The following is a 17,891-nucleotide window of genomic DNA, read 5'->3' as shown; positions in this document are numbered from 1 at the left end:
GAGGAGCGATGACGCACGCCTACGCCGATACGCCGTCGCTTCGCGACAATCCGATGACGCTGAACGGCGTCGTCACGACCCCGCATTATTTCGCCTCGCAGGCGGGGCTCGACATGCTGCGCCGGGGCGGAAACGCCGTCGACGCGGCGATTGCGGCGGCGGCCGCGCTCGCCGTCGTCTATCCGCAAATGACGACGATCGGCGGCGACAACTTCTGGCTGATCTATAACGCCGGGACCTCCGAGCTGAAGGCGCTGAACGCCAGCGGCCGGTCCGGCGAAAAGGCGACGATCTCCTTCTACCGCGACAAAGGCTGCGCGAAAATTCCCGCGCGCGGCTATCTCGCCGCCAATACGGCGCCGGGCGTCGTCTCCGGCTGGGACGAGGCGTTCCGCTACGCGAAGTCGGCGATGGGCGGCGCCGTCGGCTGGCGCGAGCTGTTCGGCTCGGCGATCCTCTACGCCCGCGACGGCTTTCCGGTCAGCCATTCGCTGGCGCATTGGAGCGCGGTCAACGCCGATCCGCAGGATCAGGAATTCCGCAACCTGCAGCGCTTTGAAGGCTTCCGCGGCGCTTACCTCAAGGGCGACGGCGCTCCTTACGCCGTCGGCGAGCGCTTGCGGCTGCCCGACCTCGCCGCGACGCTGGAGCTGATCGCCGAAAAGGGCGCGGCGGAATTTTACACCGGGAGCGTCGCCCGCCGCATCGTCGCCGACCTCGAGGCCAATGGCGGGATCTTGACGCTCGACGATTTCGCGCGCCATACGGCCGATTGGGTCGAGCCCATTTCAGCGCCCTACCGGGACTGCCGCGCCTATAATTTCCCGCCCAACACGCAAGGCATGGCCTCGCTCGAAATTCTGAACATTCTCAACAATTTCGACGTCGCGAGCCTGCGCGAGGGGACGGCCGACTACTATCACCTGATGGTCGAGGCGACGAAAGAGGCCTTCATCGACCGCGACCTTTATCTGACCGACCCGGATTTTTCGGACATTCCGCTGGATCGCCTGCTTTGCGCGGCGCATGGGCGGGCGCAGGCGGCGCGCATCGACATGGCGCGCGCCCGCAACGAGCAGCCTCCGCTCGATCCGAAGGGCGACACCATCTGGCTGGGCGTCGTCGACGCCGCGGGCAACGCCGTCTCGCTGATCCAGAGCATCTATCATGACTTCGGGTCGGGAATCGTCGCCGGCGGCACGGGCGTGCTGCTGCAGAACCGCGGCAGCTTCTTCTCGCTCGACGAGGCGCATGTGAACAGCCTCGCGCCGAAAAAGCGATGCTTCCATACGCTCAATCCGGCGATGCTGTTCAAGGACGGCCGCCCTTATCTCGTTTACGGCACGATGGGCGGCGAAGGCCAGCCGCAGACGCAGGCGGCGATCGTCACGCGCGTCGTCGATTTTGGCCTGTCGCCGCAGGAGGCGATCAACGCCCCGCGCTGGCTGCACGGGCGCACCTGGGGCGCCTCCTCCAATGATCTGAAGCTCGAAGGCCGCATCCCGGCGGAGGTGGTCGAGGAGCTGCGCCGGCGCGGCCACCCGGTCGCGCGGGTCGCCGATTTCACTGATACGATGGGCCACGCGGGCGCGATCCTGATCGACCCCGCGACGTTCGTGCGCAAGGGCGCCAGCGATCCGCGCGGCGACGGGCTGGCGGCGGCCTACTAGCGCCCCGCGCGCCTGCGCTCCATTGACGGCGCCGCCTTCGCCCTGCAAACCGGGCGCGATCTTGCTCCTTCAGGGAAACCGCACCAGATGGCCGCCATCTCGCCGCTCGCGCCGCAATCCTACCCCGAGCTTCCCGAAGTCGACGGCGCGCGCTTTTCCGCAGGCGCCGCCGGCGTGCGCTACAAGGGCCGCACGGACGTGATGATCGCCCTTCTCGACAAGGGCACGCAGGTCGCGGGCGTCTTCACGAAGTCGAAATGCCCGTCGGCCCCGGTCGACTGGTGCCGGGCGAAGCTCGCGGGCGGAACCGCGCGCGCCCTCATCGTCAATTCCGGCAACGCCAACGCCTTCACCGGCAAGGCGGGCGCCGACGCCGTCAAGCTCACCGCCGCGATCGGCGCCAAGGCGCTCGGCGTCCCGAAGAACGAGATCTTCCTCGCCTCGACCGGCGTCATCGGCGAGCCGCTCGACGCGGCCAAATTCGAGCCCGTGCTGCCGAAGCTCGCGGCGAAAGCGAAGCCGTCCGCCATGTTCGAGGCGGCCAAGGCGATCATGACCACCGACACCTATCCCAAGGTCTGCGCGCGCAAGGCCGAGCTCGGCGGCGTCGAAGTGACCATCGCCGGCATGGCCAAGGGCGCCGGCATGATCGCCCCGGACATGGCGACCATGCTGTCCTTCATCTTCACCGACGCGCCGATCGCGGCGCCCGCCCTGCAGGCGATGCTGTCGAAAGGCGTCGAGACCTCCTTCAACGCCATCACGGTGGACAGCGACACCTCGACCTCCGACACCTTGATGCTGTTCGCCACCGGCGCGGCTTCGAAGCGCGGCGCGCCGCGCGTCGAGGACGCGCGCGACCGCCGCCTCGCCTCCTTCCGCGCCGCGCTCGACGAGATCCTGCTCGACCTCGCCCATCAGGTGGTCAGGGACGGCGAGGGCGCGCGCCATTTCGTCGAGGTCGCGGTGACCGGCGCCGCCTCGAAGGCGGCGGCCAGGCGCGTCGCGCTGTCGATCGCCAACTCGCCGCTGGTCAAGACGGCGGTCGCCGGCGAGGACGCCAACTGGGGCCGCGTCGTCGCCGCCGTCGGCAAGGCCGGCGAGAAGGCCGAGCGCGACAGGCTCGCCATCTGGTTCGGCGGCCTGCGCGTCGCGCACAAGGGACGGCGCGACCCGGCCTATGACGAAGCCGAGGCGTCCGAAATCATGAAGCGCCAGGAGATCGCCATCCGCGTCGACCTCGGCCTCGGGACGGGCGCCGCCACGGTGTGGACCTGCGACCTCACCAAGGAATATGTCGAGATCAACGGCGATTATCGCTCGTGAGGCGGCGTTCGTGAGGCTCGTGCTCGTCGTCGCCTGCGCGCTCGTCGACGCCGACGGGCGGACGCTGATCGCGCGCCGGCCGGAAGGCAAGGCGCTCGCGGGGCTGTGGGAGTTTCCCGGCGGCAAGCTCGAGGCCGGCGAGCGGCCGGAGGACGCGCTGATCCGCGAGCTGCATGAGGAGCTCGGGATCGCCGTCAAGCCGGCCTGCCTCGCGCCGCTCAGTTTCGCGAGCCACGCCTATGAGGACTTCCACCTTCTGATGCCGCTCTATGTCTGCCGGCGCTGGGAGGGCTTCGCCGCCGCGCGCGAAGGGCAGGCGCTGGCCTGGGTCTTTCCGAAGGCGCTGCGCGACTATCCCATGCCGCCGGCGGACGCGCCGCTCATCCCGCCGCTGATCGAGCTTCTGGGATAAAGAAGCCTATTTCTTGCGCCCCTTCGCCGCGTCGTCTTCCGACTCCCCGAGCTTCGCGCAATATTTGGCGATGCAGCGCTCATAGGCGGGGTCGGACGTCCCCTTGGCGTGGTAGAGGCAGCTCGAGACGCAGCGCTGCTGCTCCTCCGACCCGTCCTCGGCGCGCGCAGGCGCGGCGGCGAGCAGGATGAGGGCGAAGGCGGCGATCGAAAGGCGCATGGTCGATCCAAGGTTGAAGAAGGAAAGCTCCGCCGCCCCGCGGCGGGCGGCGGCCTCGTCAGAACGTCACCGTCACCGTGAACGTATCCTTCGCGGAGGACGCGGGAAAGCTCTTGTAGGCCTGGAAGCTGTGGCCGACGTTATCGCCGTCGAGCGCGGTGCAGGAGACCGACACGCGCACGGTGTTGTCGGTCCGCGACGTGTCATAGACATAGCTCAGCGCGACCGATTTCGGCGTCTCGTTCCAGCTATAGAACTGCTGTCCGGTCGAGGTGTTGTAAGTCTTCGCCGCCGCCGACCCGGAATAGATCGTGTAGGAGCAGGAGATGGTGGCGTAGTCCCGGGCCTCGCCGCTCTTGAATACGAAGATCGGACGGATCGTGGCGGTCCCGCGCGCGATCGCCTGCGGCTCGATCGCCGCCGAGGGCGTGAAGGTTTTGGCCGCGGGATCGTAGACGCCGAGGACCGCGCCGGCGGGCGGCGCGGCCGGCGGCCGCCTCGCGTCGATGGCCGCCTTCGCCTGCGCGACGAAGGCCTCGAGCGCCGCCCCGGCGAGCGCCGGCTGCGCCGATCCGTCGTCGGCGCGCGCGGGAAGCGTCGCGAGAAGGGCGAGCGTCCCCGCCGCGGCGGCGCGCAGACGAGGGGAAACCGGATGCGTCCGCATGAGCGCCGTCCCGTCCGACATCCCTAGAGCCCGCCCGAGAAGCTGACCGTGGTGTTCGCGCCGTTCGCCGGCGTCTTGATGGTGGAGCTCGAATAGGCGCTGTAGTTGAGCCGCGGCCCCGTCGCCGGCGTGACGCCGGCGCTGAGCGACAGGCTCACCGTCACCGTCGTCGCGGTCGAGGAGATGAGGAACGCATAGGGCATGCGCAGGGAGATGACGACCTTGCCGCCCGCCACCGTCGCCGATCCGGCGACCGTATGGCTGTTGGTGAAGGCGGCGTCGTAGGAGCTGGCGTAGCCGCTGGCGTAGACGATCGTTCCGGCCGGCAGCTTCGAATTGACCGTGTAGGTCCCCTTGAGGGTCAGGACGCCGGTCCGCGTGATGGTCGTCGTCGCCGCGTCGTTGACGATGACGGTCGCCTGCGCCGCGCCGGCGTTCGGGGCGACGGACCCCTCCTGCGCCAGCGCCGGGGCGCCGAGAAGGACGAGGCCGGCGGCGAACGAAACGCCGAGGCGAGGCGACGGCTTCATCGCGGGCTCCTTGGAAGGGGAAAACTCGACCATGGCGAAAGCGTCCTCGCGGCTCACAGCCGAACCGGTATGGAGACGGTGACGACGGAGCCGTCGGCGGGCATGGGAATGACGAGGTTGGTCCCCACGAAGCCGCTTCCGGACGTGGTCGGGGCGCTCGCCGAGAAGAAGATCGGCACGCGCGCCTGCGGTGAGGCGAGGACCCATTTGTAGGGCAGCGTCAGCACGACCCTCTGCGACGATCCGGCCTTCGCCGTCACGGTCGTCGTCTGGACGGTCTGCGAGACGTTCGTTCCCGCCCCCTGCGCCTGCGCGCTGAGGCTGATGCTGGTCCCCGCCGGAATCGAATCGTCGGTCGTGATGGCGCAGACCACCTTGATGGTGGCGCTCGCCGTCGTCGTCTCGGCCGGCGCCGACGACGCCGCGGCGAGGCCGACGAGCGTCGCCAAGAGCGGCGCGGCGAAGGACTTCATGCCCGCGCGCATGCTAGATCCTCTGATTGACGACGACGGTCGTCGCCGCCCCGTCCTTGGGAATGGGGATGGACTGGGTCCCGCTCAGATAGGCGCCGGTCGAGCTGTAAATCGAATATTCGATCTGCATCTCGTCGGCGGTCGTGTAAGTGACCGCGTAGGGAATCTTCAGCGTGAGCCGGCCGGAGTCGCCCGAGCGCGGCACGGCGTCGCCGGCGCTGACGGCGTTGTTGAAGTCATCGTCGCCGACATTGGCCGAGGCGTAGCCGTAGAAGGTCGCCGAGGCCGGAACGGCGGCGTCGATCGTCAGCTTGAGGAGCACGGTCAGCACGCCCGAGCGCACCGTCGGCGCGGCTTCGGCGTCCGGGGCGGCCTGCGCCGCGTTCAGAAGCGGGATCGGCGTGAAGACGTTGGTCTTCGGGTCGAGATATCCTGCGACCGGCGCCGCGCCCGATCCGGCCGCCGCCTGGCCCGCCTCCTGCGCCGCCGCGCCGACGGCGAGCGAGCAGCAAAGAAGCGCGGCGCCCGCGAGGCGCGGCGCGGTCTGGCTACGGATCATCGGCGAGGCCTCAAGGTTTGGCGCGGCTTCGGTTCGGCGTTGCGCCGCTCTCGGAATAGTGAACGAAGCCTTAACCGGCGTCATGACGTGATTGGGTCATGGACGCGGAGGCCTCGCGCGCCGCGTCCGAAAAGCCTCGCCATGGCGCGGACCGATGCTCTAGACAGGATCGACCTCAAGGCCGCATGACGAGGAACGCCGCTTCCATGGTCCGCTTCGAGAACGTCGGCCTGCGTTACGGCATGGGCGCGGAGATCCTGAAGGACGTCACCTTCTCGATCGAGCCGCGCTCGTTCCAGTTCCTCACCGGCCCCTCGGGCGCCGGCAAGACGACGCTCCTGCGCCTCATACTGATGGCGCTGCGGCCGACGCGCGGCATGATCCGCCTGTTCGGGCGCGACGCGCTGACCATCGACAAGGCCGGCGTCACCGACCTGCGCCGGCGCATCGGCGTCGTCTTCCAGGACTTCCGCCTGCTCGACCATCTCACCGCCTATGAGAACGTCGCCTTGCCGCTGCGCGTGCGCGGCATGGACGAGGCGAGCTACCGCGGCGAGGTCGTCGAGCTCCTGCGCTGGGTCGGCCTTGGCGAGCGCATGAACATTCCGCCCGCCGTGCTCTCGGGCGGCGAGAAGCAGCGCGCGGTGATCGCCCGCGCGCTGATCGTGCGGCCCGAGCTGCTGCTCGCCGACGAGCCGACCGGCAACGTCGACCCGAGCCTCGCGCGGCGCCTGCTGCGGCTGTTCACCGAGCTGCACAAGTCCGGCACCTCGGTGGTCATCGCGACCCACGACCTCGCCCTCATGGACCAGTTCGAGGGCGCGCGGCGCCTCGTCCTCGGCGACGGAAGGCTGCACATCTTCGACTGAGGACGCCCGAAGCTTGGCGCCCCTCTTCGCGCGCGCTACCGTCCGCGCGCGGGCGCCGCAGGCCCGCCGAGCCGGGACAGGGGTTTGGACCCACGCGACGTCAATAGCGCGCGGACGCGCGCGAACGATTTGCATCTCGCGCAGACGCGCCGCGGCGACCCGCGCCGCGACCCGTCCTCGCGCGCCTTCGACCTCGAGGGCTTCGAGGACGCCGGGTTCGACCTTCCGGCGCTCGAGGCGGAGGACCTCGACGAGCCGGCCCGCCCGCGCTCGGCCCTGAGCCGCGCGCTGGCCGCGCTCGGCGCGCGAGCGCGCGCCTTCGCCGAGCGCCGCCGCCGGGCGCGCGAGGCGCGGCGCGAGAAGGCGCTGGTGCCGGCCGCCTCGATCGCCGGACGGGCGCTGGTCACGGTGATCGCCATCATGACCTTCCTCGCCGCGCTGACCGCCGGCGCGGCGATCCTCATCGCCGACGCCTCCTCGTCCTGGCGCAATGAGGTCTCGCGCGAGATGACCGTCCAGATCCGCCCCTCGGCGACCCGCGACGTCGAGGCGGACCTGCGCAAGGCGGCCGAGATCGTCCGCAAGGCGCCGGGCGTCGCCTCGGCGCGGCCCTATTCGCGCGACGAGTCGGAAGCCCTGCTCGAGCCCTGGCTCGGGGCGAACCTCGACCTCTCCGAGCTGCCGGTGCCGCGCCTCATCGTCGTGACGCTGCGCCCCGGCGCCTATCTCGACGCGACCGCCCTGTCGCGCGCGCTCGCCGAGGCCGTTCCGGGCGCGAGCCTCGACGACCATCACCGCTGGATGCGCCGCCTCGCCCTGATGGCGAACAGCGTCGTCGTCGTCGCGGCGACGATCTTCGCGCTGGTGCTCGCGGCGATGACCCTCGCCGTCGCCTTCGCGACGCGCGGAGCGATGGCCGGGAATCGCGAGATCATCGAGGTGCTGCATTTCGTCGGCGCCGCCGACGATTACGTGGCGCGCCAGTTCCAGCGCCATTTCTTCCGGCTCGGCCTGCGCGGCGGGCTCATCGGCGGGCTGTGCGCCGTCGCTATCTTCTATCTGTCGGCGACGCTGCTTTCGGCGCTGCGCTCGACCCCCGGCGGAGACCAGCTCGAGGCGATGTTCGGCGGCTTCTCGCTCGGCGGCGCGGTCTACGGCGCGATCCTCGCCATCGCCCTCGGCGTCGCCCTGCTCACCGCCCTCGTCTCGCGGATCATCGTGCTGCGGCATCTGCGCGAGCTGAGCTGAGCAAACCTTCCATCAAATTCATCGTATGCCGCTTCCACGGGAAACGACGGTTGATCGTTATGAGAGAAGATGTCGACTGAGCACCTGATCCCCTCAGCTCTCTTGGTAGGCTATCGCGTCAAGGAATGGCGCAACGCGACTGGCGTTTTGACCACAGCTTGTCCCGCGGAGTGGGGCGAAGTCATTGAAGTGCTTCGGGCCTTTCGGCTCTTGAAATCGGAAGTCAGGGTCGGCGGCGGCAATCGCTCGTTGATCAGCCGTCGGATTGACGAGCCCCTCTACGCCAAGGGCTGGAAGGAGAAAAAATTCACGACCGCCATCGTGGTCGACGCAACTCGCATAGAAAGTCCCACTCATTCGGTCGACTGTTTCAAAGGCGGCGTGGCGGTCGAAATGGAATGGAACAATAAGGATCCGTTTTACGACCGTGATCTCAATAATTTTAGGCTCCTATTCGATCTGCGCGCAATTCAGGTTGGCGTCGTGATCACCCGGTCGTGGGAGCTTCAGGAGATATTCAAAAAAGTCGGCAAGGGTGCGTCCTATGGCAAGGCGACGACCCATCACGAAAAACTCTGGCCCAAGGTCGAGGGCGGCGGCGCCGGCGGTTGCCCGCTTCTGACATTCGCCATCAAGCCGACGCTGTTTGTCGACGATGGTGAAGCAGCTTATGAAACGCTCAAGCTCAAAGTGGATGAAGAAAAGGCGGCGAAAGCCGCCGCCAAGAGAGCGGCCAAAAAAGCGGGCCGTCCCGTTCCAGAGGCCGATGGCGACGACGAGGATTAATCGGTCAGCAGGCGAGCCGCTTGGCTATGGTGCGCGTACGTCTTCCACGTCGGCGTATATGACTCGTCGGCTTGATCGCCCCATGTCGTCCACCCGTTCCGTACGCCGCGGCCGAACATCTCTAGATAAGGTCCGGGCGAGCATGATTCGATCAGACCGTACTGCTCGTCTGGCTTGCGCGAATGCTCTCGCTTACGCGTCTGTATCATGTTGACTTGCCTGCGTCCCGGCGTGAGCGTTCTGGCATTCTTTCCAATAACACCGAAAAGCAAAAGCTCGGTCACATTACGAAAGTAGAAACCTACACCGCGTCCATCAGAGCCGCCATCTTTACGAATTTTATGCCATATGATATTAGCCTTATACTTGAATCCCCAGGCCGCCATAACTGCCAATCCTTCCGGCAGAAGTGCGTTCGGAACCCAGAGATAAAGATGAGCCGTCTCAGCGGCGACATCCCGCACCGGAAGAGAGGATATTTCGCTCAGGGTCATCGTGCCGTAGCGGCTGAGCCTCCTGTGTTCGGGGGCGACTTTGCCTGTCGAATTCTGAAAACGCCACGGCGGATCAGCCATGATGGTTGCAAAACGGCGACCGCGCGTGGCGCGCAGCAGCTCGGTCGTAGCATCCGTCTTGGCCAGCAAAACTGCGCTCCATTCGCCCTGAGTTAGCTTCACCCACAATCATAGGTCATTCGCCATTGGACGAAACTGCATTCTGTCGACGAAGGCTTGCTCTTGACGGATCATCGTGCTGCGGCATCTGCGGGAGCTGAGCTGAGCGACGGGCGCAATGTTGCGGGAGCGCAAAGCGGCGGGGGCGGCGCCGGCGCATCCTCGCGCCCATATATAGCCGCGGGGCGACGGGCCCGACCCCTTCGCCCGAAACCCCTTTGGAGCCTGCACATGGACGCAAGCGAACCGGCGAGCGCGCGCGCGCCTCTCTCGAACGGCGACGACGGCCGCGATTTCGGCGCTCCGGCGATGTCCGCGCAGGCGCGCGAAGACGTCGAGGCGGCGATCCGGGCGCTCGTCGCCGATTTCTACGGCGAGGCGCGCAAGGACGATCTGCTCGGCCCGGTGTTCGAGGCGGCGGTGGAGGACTGGGACGGCCATCTCGCCAAGATCGCCGACTTCTGGTCGCGCGCGCTGCTGCGCACGCAGCGCTACAACGGCTTCCCCTTTCCGGCCCACGCCCGGCTGCAGGGCCTGAGGCCCGAGCATTTCGCGCGCTGGCTCGAACTGTTCGCGGAGAGCGCGGCGCGGATCCTGCCGCCCGCCTATGCGGAGCCGGCGATCGCCCGCGCCCGGCTTATGGCGCGCAGCTTCGTGGCCGGGCTGTTTTCGTTCGAGGAGGGAGACGGCGCGCCTGCGGGCGAGCGTGGATAAGGGGCCTGCGATCGCATCCGTTCCGCTCAAGCGGCGGCGCCCTTGATTCGGCGTCGCTGCGGAAATCGCCCGGCGCTGCGCGTCGATTCATTGAATTTCTTGCAGCGACGTCGATGCGTCAGGCAATATACTCGAGCTTGACGCGGCATGTCGCCTCGCGGTCAAGCCTCTATGGCCGCCTCGCCTCTTCCGCCGCGTTCGTCGGGAGGAAGAATTGGACAAGTTCGACATTTTCCTGAGCGTCGGCGCTACTTCGACGCCGGCTCAGGAGACGTTCGTCCGCGCCGTCGAGGACCGTCTTCGAAGCGAAGGACTTACGCCGCGCACCGTCGGCCGCAACACATTCGGTTCGGACGCTCCGCTCAAGACCGTGACCGACCTGATGGACACTTGCGCCGGCGCCGTCGTCGTCGCGCTGGAGCGCACCTATTTTCCAGAAGGAGTCGACAGAAGAGGCGGGCCGAAGGAACGCAAACTCGCCGACGTCAGGTTGCCCACGCCTTGGAACCATATCGAGGCGGCGATGGCCTACAGCCGAAAACTTCCGCTCCTCGTGATAGTCGAAAATAATCTGAAGAGTGAGGGACTGCTGGAGCCAAGCTATGACTGGTATGTGCAGCGCATCGATCCTACGCCGCAATCCTTGAACGGCGACGAATTCAACGGGGTCCTGTCAAACTGGAAAATGAAACTGGCGAAAAGACCTGCGCTCTCGGCGGCGCCAGCCGAGCTCACCATCGGACAAATCGTCGCCAATCTGAAGCCCGCGCAACTCTATGGAGCGCTCGTCGCGCTGAGCGGCGCAATTGGCGGCGCCTTCTTGCTCGGAGGCAAGATGTTCGGTCATTGAATGGCGTAATTGCGCCGCCTTCGGTTCTCTTTCCGAAGGAGCTGATAGTTTGACGCGTAATCGTTGGCCGCCAGACTGCTCATTCGCCAAGAACGGCGTTCCCTCACACCGGCACGCGCACGCTCGCCCTCAAGCCCCCCAGCGGCGAATCGGAAAGCTGGATGTCGCCGCCATGCGAGCGCGCGATGTCGAGGGCGATGGCGAGGCCCAGCCCCGTGCCGCCGACGTCCTGGTTGCGCGCCTCGTCGAGGCGGTAGAAGGGGCGAAAAACCTCCTCGCGCAATTCGGCCGGCACGCCCGGCCCGTCGTCGTCGACATGGATGACGAGGAAGCGCGAATCGCGGATCGCCTCGACCGCCACGGTCTTCGCGTAGTTCTGGGCGTTGCCGATGAGATTGGCGAGGAGGCGCTTGAAGGCGTCGGGGCGCAGCGTCGCCACGGGGTCGCCGCTGTAGGCGATGGCGACGTCGCGGCCCTCGCGCTCGGCGTCGAAGCGCAGCTCCTCCAGAAACTCGATCATGTCGACGCGCACCGCCCGCTCGCCCGCCGCGCCGCGCGCGAAGGCGAGATAGGCCTCGAGCATGCGCTGCATCTCGGCGACGTCCCTGTCGAGCTCGGCCGTCTCCTCGCTCGGCGGCATCAGCGCGAGCGAGAGCTTGAAGCGCGTCAGCACCGTGCGCAGGTCGTGGCTCACGCCCGACAGCATGGCGGTGCGCTGCTCGATGGCGCGCTCGATGCGCCGCTTCATCTCGATGAAGGCGAAGCCGGCGCGGCGCACCTCGCGCGCCCCGCGCGGCCGGAAATCCGGGTCGCGGCCCTTGCCGAACTCCTCGGCCGCGCCGGCCAGCGCCAGGATCGGCTTGATCTGGTTGCGCAGCACGACGCTCGCCACCACGATCAACACGAGAGAGGCGCCGACCATCCAGAGCAAAAAGATATAGGAGTTCGAGGCGTAGGCGGCGCTGCGGTAGGCGATGACGCGCAGAATCGCGTCGTCGAGCTTGATGCGGATCTCGATGAGGTTCGACCGTCCGACCGTGTCGAGCCAGAACGGGCGCGCGATCTGCTTGCGGATCTCGTTGGAGAGCGCCGCGTCGACGATGCCGAAGAAAGGCTTGGGCAACGCCGGCGGCAGCGGGCCGGGCGGCAGGAATTCGGCGTCGATCTTGAGCCGGTCCTGAGCGATCTGGATCAGCCTGTCCTGCGCGCCCGGAAAGGCCTGATGCAGATCGATGAGCGCGGCGATGTCCTGCGTCAGCGCCGTCGACAGGCGGTTCGTCACGAGCTGCCAGTGCCGCTCGAGGAAGACGTATGTCAGCACGCATTGCAGCACGATCATCGGCAGGATGACGATGAGCGCGGCGCGGGCGTAGAGGCCCTGCGGCAGAATCTGCGCGAACTTGCGCGAAAACCCGCGCCAGAGCGCGCGCGGACGCGCGAGCGCGGCGGCGAAGGTGAGGGTCAATCGCGGCCTCAAGGCTCTCCGCGGGCGCCGTTCGCCCGCGGGCCCTCATTAACGCAGTCGGCGCGGCGGCGGAACAGCGAGGCGGGCGGCGCGGCCGCCGCCCGCCTCGGGACGCCTAAAGCTCCTCGGACAGCTTGCCGATGTGCTTCTGGCAATAGAGCTGCACGCCGACCTGGCGGATGAGCTCCTGCTGCGTCTCGAGGAAGTCGATATGGTGCTCCTCGTCCTTGAGCAGCTCGTCGTAGAGCTCTTTGGTCACGCGATCGTGAACCGAAATGCAATATTCCGCCGCCTCGGTGTAGAGCGCGCGCGCGCCGAGCTCGGCCGCGAGGTCGCAGGAGAGAATCTCCTCGACCGACTGACCGATGCGCAGCGGGTCGAGCACCTGCATGTTGGGAAAGCCCTCAAGGAACAGGATGCGCGCCGTGAGCTTGTCGGCGTGGCGCATCTCCTCGATCGATTCCTCGCGCCACTGCCTGGCGAGGTCCTTGAAGCCCCAGTTGTCGAGGATGCGGAAATGCAGCCAGTACTGGTTGATCGCCGTCAGCTCGCTGCGCAGGCTGCGGTTGAGATAGTCGATGACTCTTTCGTCGCCCTTCATAGGTCCGAACCCCTTGTTGTCCCCCCGCCCGGACGTTCGTCGCCCGTGATGAAGCGAGCAGGCTTAAATTAGATAGATTCTAAATAAGATGGCGCCGCAGGATGCGGCAAGCGCTTTTTTCGGCGACGGCGAGATTTGGAGCAAGCGAAGCGCCCTGACGAATAACGGCGCGATAAAATTCGAGTAAGCTTAGATAGCCGAAGGCAATCTTCATCCGACAGTCTCGCCGTCGATCATTTCCGTTCTGCGGCGCGCCTCGCGCATCAGCGAAGCGCGCCGAACGGGATGCAAGGCCGAGAGGAGCGGATCGATGGCTGCGCGCGCGACGAGGCGAAGGCTGGCGCGGAACGAGGCCGACGGCGAATCGTTTCGCCTCATGTTCGAGGGCAGCCCGACCGCGGCCGCCCTGTGCGACGCGCGCAGCCTCGCCTTCCTCGCCGTCAACGAGGCGGCGGCCGCGCTCTGGCGCCGCTCCCGCCTCGACCTTCTGCGCATGAGCCTCATCGACGTCACGCACCCCGACGAGCGCGAGGAGGCGCGCGCCTTCGCGCTGCGCGAGCCGGCCTCCGGCGCGCAGCGGGTCGGACGTTGCGTGCGCTCCGACGGCGCGCTCGTCGACGTCGCGACGCGCGCCCGCGCGATCCGCTTTGAAGGCCGCCTCGTCCGGCTCGTCACCGTCACGGACCTCAGCGAGCGGCGACGCGCCGACGCGAGGCTCGCCTACGCCCGGCGCCACGACGAGCTCACCGGCCTGCCCAATCGCGCGCTGTTCCGCGAGACCCTCGCCGCCGCGCTGGCGGGGCCGGGATCCGGCGAGATCGCCGTGCTCTACCTGGACCTCGACCGTTTCAAGGGCGTGAACGACGCGCTCGGCCACCTGGTCGGCGACCGGCTGCTGCGCGCGGCGGCGGACCGGCTGCGCGCGCGGCTCGCCCCCGGCGACGCGCTCGCCCGCTTCGGCGGCGACGAGTTCGCGCTGATGCGCAAGGGCGTCGCCGGCGAGAAGGAGGCGGGCGCGCTGGCCGCGCTGGCGCTCGAGACGCTCGGGCGTCCCTATGCGATCGACGGCCATCCGGTCGAGATCGGCGCCTCGGTCGGCGTCGCGCTCGCCCCGCGCGACGGGCGCGACGCCGACCTCCTCCTGAAGAACGCCGACCTCGCCCTCCACCGCGCCAAGGAGGAGGGCCGGCGCGCGCTGCGCTTCTTCGAGCCCGGCATGGACGCGCGGGCGCAGGCGCGCCGCCGGCTCGAGGTCGAGCTGCGCCGGGCGCTGGCCGCCGGGGAGTTCGAGCTCTATTATCAGCCGCTCGTCGCGCTCAGCGACGGCGCCATCACCGGCTTCGAGGCGCTCCTGCGCTGGCGCCATCCGCAGCGCGGCATGGTCGCGCCCGCCGAGTTCATCGGCCTCGCCGAGGAGATCGGCCTCATCGTCCCGCTCGGCGAATGGGCGCTTCGGCAGGCCTGCGCCGAAGCCGCGACCTGGCCGGGAAATCTCAAAGTCGCCGTCAACCTCTCCTGCGCGCAGTTCCGCAGCGGCAACCTGATCCACGCCGTGCTCACCGCGCTCGCCGCCTCCGGCCTGCCGGCCCGCCGCCTCGAGCTCGAGATCACCGAATCGGTCCTGCTCGCCGAGAGCGAGGCGAACCTCATGACCCTGCGCAGCCTGCGCAGCCTCGGCGTCAGCGTGTCGATGGACGATTTCGGCACGGGCTATTCCAGCCTCTCCTATCTGCGCGCCTTCCCCTTCGACAAGATCAAGATCGACCGCTCCTTCGTGAGCGAGCTTGGCCGCAGCGGCGGCTCGATGGCGATCGTGCGGGCGGTGGCGGGGCTTGGCGTCAGCCTTGGCGTGCCGACCACCGCCGAGGGCGTCGAGACCGGAGAGCAGCTCGCCTTTCTGCGCGCCGAAGGCTGCACCGAGATGCAGGGCTATTTCTTCAGCCCGCCGGTGCCGGCGAGCAAGATCCGGCCCATGATCGAGGCCAATGAGACGGCCGATCCACGCTTTGGCCCTCCGCCGCGCCATTGAGGTCGTGGCCGCCCGTCGGTCGCCCCAGGCCATGCGACATATATTAATCGGCGACATTTGGCATCGGAGGTCCTATTGGTGCTTGACGCCGCGCGGCGGAGCCGGCGTGATTGGAGATTGGCGAGCCGCGACCTTCTGCGACGACACGCGCCGCGCCATGAGGACAGGATGCGCAACAGCACGATCGCCGCCGAGGCCCCGCCGAACACTTTGCGCGTCATCTGTCTCGCGACCTGCGCGGTCCTGGTCTTCCTGTGCTTCGGCTTCGTCTTCCCCTATCAGCCGCAGTTCGGGGAATCGCTGCGCATCCTGGCTTTGACCATTTCGGCGCTGTGCTTGATGATGGTCGACAATCTGTGCGACCCGCGGCCGCGGCCGGTGCACCTTCTTTTCTGCATCTACATGATCGTGTCTTACCTGCTGCCGGGGTATTTCCACACGGCGACGGGACGCTTCCCTTTCTTTTCAGCCGGCTACAGCACGGGCCAGGTCCTGAACACGGCGATCGTCGCGGCCGTCTTCACCGCCTGCGTCTTCCTCGGCTACAGCCTTGAATTCCCGCGCCGCGCGACCGGAGCCGGGAGGGAGGCGGTGCCCGCCCGGCTGCGGCAGGCGATCCTCTATTGCGCGGCCGCCTCCGCCGTCTGCGCCGTGCTTTACGGGCTCGGCGCGCTGCGGGCGCCGCGCGGCGACGACGCCTTCGCCGACACTATCGCCTCGCCGGTCAAGCTGATCTTCGGCGCGATCGCCCATTCCGGCAGTTTCTACGCCCTGATGTTCGCGATCATCCTCTACAGAGTCCAAAGGTCGATCGCCGCGCTTGCGCTCATCCTCCTCACGCTGGCGCTGTTCGGGGCGTTCAATTCCCCGCTCGCCATTCCCCGTTCGACCATCGCGAGCTATCTGATCTCCGCCTTCTGCGTCTTCCTTCCCTTCACGCGTTTTCAGAAGACCATGCTGACGGTCGCGCTGATCGCCTCGCAACTGACGCTTTTCTCCTATCTCAGCTATCTGCAGCGCGGCGACAAGGAGCACGGATTCACGCTTGATCCGTTCCATGAATATGTGACGAGCGGCGACTTCGACGGTTTCCAGTCGACGATCAACGTCGTCGCGATGCACGATGGCCTCGGCGGCAAGGGCGGCGTGAATCTGCTGTCGGCGATCTTCTTTTTCGTGCCGCGGGCGGTCTGGCCGCAGAAAAGCTTCGGCACGGGCGGAGAATCGGCTTCCTATATGGGCTATCCGTTCATCAATATCTCATCACCTCTGCCCTCGGAGTTCTACATCGATTTCGGGCTTCCCGGCGTCGTCGCGCTGTCGTTCCTGTTCGGGCTGCTGATGAAGGCCTGCGACGACTATTTTCTACGCTACAAGCGCACTGACGATCCAATCGGCCAGACCTTCGTCAGCGTCGTGGCCGGCTGGATCTTCGTCATTTTACGCGGCTCGCTGACCGGTACGCTCGGCCCGATCGTCCTTTCGCTCGCCATCGGCGGCCTGTGTCATATCTATGCCACCCGGCCGCGAACGGAGGATTCCTCAGGCGGCTCGCCTTAGGTGACGCCAGGCGGGCGGCGGCTCGCCGCCTCGCGCCCAATGGCGAAGGAAAGGACTTTCCTGACGAGGTCGGCGGGGCGTCGAAAATCCAGCCCGTCGACCCAGCGCCGCGCCGGCGTTTCGAGATAGAAGAAGGAAAAATAGCTCGCGACGAAGATCGCGACGTAGCAGACGAGGGCGATCGCCAGCATCGCGTAAAGGCCGGCGTGCAGAAACTTGTCGCCCAAAGCGTTCATCAGGAGCAAGATGAACAGCCCGTGCCACATATAGATTGAGTAGGTGAGCTGGCCGAGCGGCGACGTGCGGCGGACGAACGCCGAGGGCTTTCCCTGCAGATCGGCGGCGACGGCCGAAACGGCGACGACGTAGACGAGCGCAAGGTCGAGGAGCTCCGGCGCTCCGGCCATCATGCACCAGACGAGCGCGACGGCGGCGAGCGCGAGGATAGGCTGCGGCGCAGGCAGCCTTGCGATCACGGCGCGTCCATAATAGAACGCCGAACCGATCATGAAGGAGGGCGCGGCGCGCAGCAGGGGATGCACATGCGTCCATTGCGTCGCATCGAATCCGCCCTGCCGGACAAGCGCATAGGCTGCGACGGCGGCGAGCGACGCGGCGCCAGCCAAGGCGAGCGCTCGCGGCGATTGCGCGCCAAGGAGCGCGATCGCCGGAAACGCGAGATACATGACCATCTCGGCGCTGATCGACCAGGTGACGCCGTTGAACATGATTCCGTTGCCGCAATCGACGAAGGAATGCAGCAGAAACGCGGTGTCGGCGATGCAGAGCGGATTGAAGGAAGGGGCGTGCCGGCCGGCGATTCCGGCTGCGGCGAAAGCGCCCCAGATGCCGATGGCGACGAGCAGCGTCGCCCAGTGCAGCGGAACGAGCCGTCCGACGCGGCGCTGCAGGAAGAGGCCGTAGCCGCCTGAAGAGCCGACGCGGCCGTGATAGACGTAGGCGATTACATAGCCGGAAATGACGAAGAAGAGATCGACGAACAGCGCCATGCCGCCCGTCGTCTCGCCCAACGCGGCGCGCTCTGCGGCGGGCGCGAAGAACTCATGCGAATGATGCAGCACGATTCCGGCCGAGGCGACGAAGCGCATGAGGTCGAGATGCAGCATTTCGCCGGACGCCGCATGCAGGCGGGGCAACCGCATAGCTAAACTCCTGGCTCCTCGCCGCAAGGCCGCCGCGCGCAGGAACTACGCGCGGCGCGTCGTGGCCGACCGCCGCAAT

At 67.3% G+C, this 17,891-nt stretch carries 19 protein-coding genes; 10 read left to right on the top strand and 9 right to left on the bottom strand.

Features of this window, described 5'->3' with window-relative positions:
- Positions 1–8 precede the first annotated feature (8 nt).
- From ggt to ACE3OG_RS10975, 3 genes are all read left to right on the top strand, one after another.
- Positions 9–1,670: a gamma-glutamyltransferase gene (gene ggt, locus ACE3OG_RS10985; protein WP_374308521.1), complete on the top strand. Its 1,662-nt coding sequence runs from the start codon at positions 9–11 to the stop codon at positions 1,668–1,670.
- A gap of 87 nt (positions 1,671–1,757) precedes the next feature.
- On the top strand, positions 1,758–2,996 hold the full coding sequence (gene argJ / locus ACE3OG_RS10980; protein ID WP_374308519.1) for a bifunctional glutamate N-acetyltransferase/amino-acid acetyltransferase ArgJ: 1,239 nt from the start codon (positions 1,758–1,760) through the stop codon (positions 2,994–2,996).
- Positions 2,965–3,408 (top strand): (deoxy)nucleoside triphosphate pyrophosphohydrolase, encoded by a 444-nt coding sequence (locus tag ACE3OG_RS10975; RefSeq protein ID WP_374308517.1) that lies wholly within the window; start codon positions 2,965–2,967, stop codon positions 3,406–3,408. Before argJ ends, ACE3OG_RS10975 begins: the two co-directional genes overlap by 32 nt.
- Positions 3,409–3,414: 6 nt before the next feature.
- Here ACE3OG_RS10975 and ACE3OG_RS10970 read toward each other — a convergent pair whose 3' ends face one another.
- From ACE3OG_RS10970 to ACE3OG_RS10950, 5 genes are read right to left on the bottom strand one after another with little or no spacing between them, the layout of a single operon-like run.
- On the bottom strand, positions 3,415–3,627 hold the full coding sequence (locus tag ACE3OG_RS10970; RefSeq protein ID WP_374308515.1) for a hypothetical protein: 213 nt from the start codon (positions 3,625–3,627) through the stop codon (positions 3,415–3,417).
- Between the two features lie 58 nt (positions 3,628–3,685).
- Positions 3,686–4,291, bottom strand: coding sequence for a hypothetical protein (locus ACE3OG_RS10965; protein ID WP_374308513.1), 606 nt, complete (start codon positions 4,289–4,291; stop codon positions 3,686–3,688).
- A gap of 23 nt (positions 4,292–4,314) precedes the next feature.
- Entirely contained in the window at positions 4,315–4,821 is a 507-nt protein-coding gene (locus ACE3OG_RS10960) for a hypothetical protein (protein WP_374308512.1), read from the bottom strand.
- 53 nt (positions 4,822–4,874) lie between these two features.
- The gene (locus ACE3OG_RS10955) at positions 4,875–5,306 is read right to left on the bottom strand and encodes a hypothetical protein (RefSeq protein WP_374308510.1); all 432 of its coding nucleotides are present in this window, start codon (positions 5,304–5,306) and stop codon (positions 4,875–4,877) included.
- Between the two features lies 1 nt (position 5,307).
- A complete protein-coding gene (locus ACE3OG_RS10950) occupies positions 5,308–5,853 on the bottom strand; it encodes a hypothetical protein (RefSeq protein ID WP_374308508.1) in 546 nt (181 codons plus the stop codon).
- A 206-nt stretch (positions 5,854–6,059) separates the two neighbouring features.
- Here ACE3OG_RS10950 and ftsE point away from each other — a divergent pair, with 206 nt between their 5' ends.
- From ftsE to ACE3OG_RS10935, 3 genes are all read left to right on the top strand, one after another.
- Positions 6,060–6,722, top strand: coding sequence for a cell division ATP-binding protein FtsE (gene ftsE, locus ACE3OG_RS10945; protein ID WP_374308506.1), 663 nt, complete (start codon positions 6,060–6,062; stop codon positions 6,720–6,722).
- Between the two features lie 288 nt (positions 6,723–7,010).
- Positions 7,011–7,970, top strand: coding sequence for a cell division protein FtsX (locus ACE3OG_RS10940; protein ID WP_374308578.1), 960 nt, complete (start codon positions 7,011–7,013; stop codon positions 7,968–7,970).
- 69 nt (positions 7,971–8,039) lie between these two features.
- Positions 8,040–8,756: a BglII/BstYI family type II restriction endonuclease gene (locus tag ACE3OG_RS10935; protein ID WP_374308504.1), complete on the top strand. Its 717-nt coding sequence runs from the start codon at positions 8,040–8,042 to the stop codon at positions 8,754–8,756.
- Here ACE3OG_RS10935 and ACE3OG_RS10930 read toward each other — a convergent pair.
- On the bottom strand, positions 8,753–9,400 hold the full coding sequence (locus tag ACE3OG_RS10930) for an MT-A70 family methyltransferase (RefSeq protein WP_374308502.1): 648 nt from the start codon (positions 9,398–9,400) through the stop codon (positions 8,753–8,755). The genes ACE3OG_RS10935 and ACE3OG_RS10930 overlap by 4 nt on opposite strands.
- 261 nt (positions 9,401–9,661) lie before the next feature.
- On the opposite strand from ACE3OG_RS10930, the gene ACE3OG_RS10925 reads away from it, so the two are divergent.
- Positions 9,662–10,144, top strand: a complete 483-nt coding sequence (locus ACE3OG_RS10925) for a group III truncated hemoglobin (RefSeq protein ID WP_374308500.1) — start codon at positions 9,662–9,664, stop codon at positions 10,142–10,144.
- A gap of 214 nt (positions 10,145–10,358) precedes the next feature.
- Complete coding sequence (locus ACE3OG_RS10920; RefSeq protein WP_374308498.1) at positions 10,359–10,994, top strand: hypothetical protein; 636 nt, start codon at positions 10,359–10,361, stop codon at positions 10,992–10,994.
- Positions 10,995–11,097: 103 nt separating this feature from the next.
- Here ACE3OG_RS10920 and ACE3OG_RS10915 read toward each other — a convergent pair whose 3' ends face one another.
- A complete protein-coding gene (locus tag ACE3OG_RS10915) occupies positions 11,098–12,459 on the bottom strand; it encodes an ATP-binding protein (protein WP_374308496.1) in 1,362 nt (453 codons plus the stop codon).
- Positions 12,460–12,574: 115 nt separating this feature from the next.
- Entirely contained in the window at positions 12,575–13,060 is a 486-nt protein-coding gene (gene bfr, locus ACE3OG_RS10910; RefSeq protein WP_374308494.1) for a bacterioferritin, read from the bottom strand.
- A gap of 310 nt (positions 13,061–13,370) precedes the next feature.
- Here bfr and ACE3OG_RS10905 point away from each other — a divergent pair, with 310 nt between their 5' ends.
- Complete coding sequence (locus tag ACE3OG_RS10905) at positions 13,371–15,089, top strand: putative bifunctional diguanylate cyclase/phosphodiesterase (protein ID WP_374308492.1); 1,719 nt, start codon at positions 13,371–13,373, stop codon at positions 15,087–15,089.
- Positions 15,090–15,257: 168 nt separating this feature from the next.
- Positions 15,258–16,649, top strand: a complete 1,392-nt coding sequence (locus ACE3OG_RS10900) for a hypothetical protein (protein ID WP_374308490.1) — start codon at positions 15,258–15,260, stop codon at positions 16,647–16,649.
- Here the strand turns inward: ACE3OG_RS10900 and ACE3OG_RS10895 are convergent.
- Positions 16,646–17,812, bottom strand: coding sequence for an acyltransferase family protein (locus ACE3OG_RS10895; protein ID WP_374308488.1), 1,167 nt, complete (start codon positions 17,810–17,812; stop codon positions 16,646–16,648). The two genes, ACE3OG_RS10900 and ACE3OG_RS10895, sit on opposite strands and share 4 nt — an antisense overlap.
- Positions 17,813–17,891 lie beyond the last annotated feature (79 nt).

This window comes from Methylocella sp. (genome assembly GCF_041905455.1).
In the GTDB taxonomy this organism is placed as follows: domain Bacteria; phylum Pseudomonadota; class Alphaproteobacteria; order Rhizobiales; family Beijerinckiaceae; genus Methylocapsa.
Note: the sequence above shows the minus strand (reverse complement) of the source record. Positions and strands in the feature narration are given on the sequence as shown.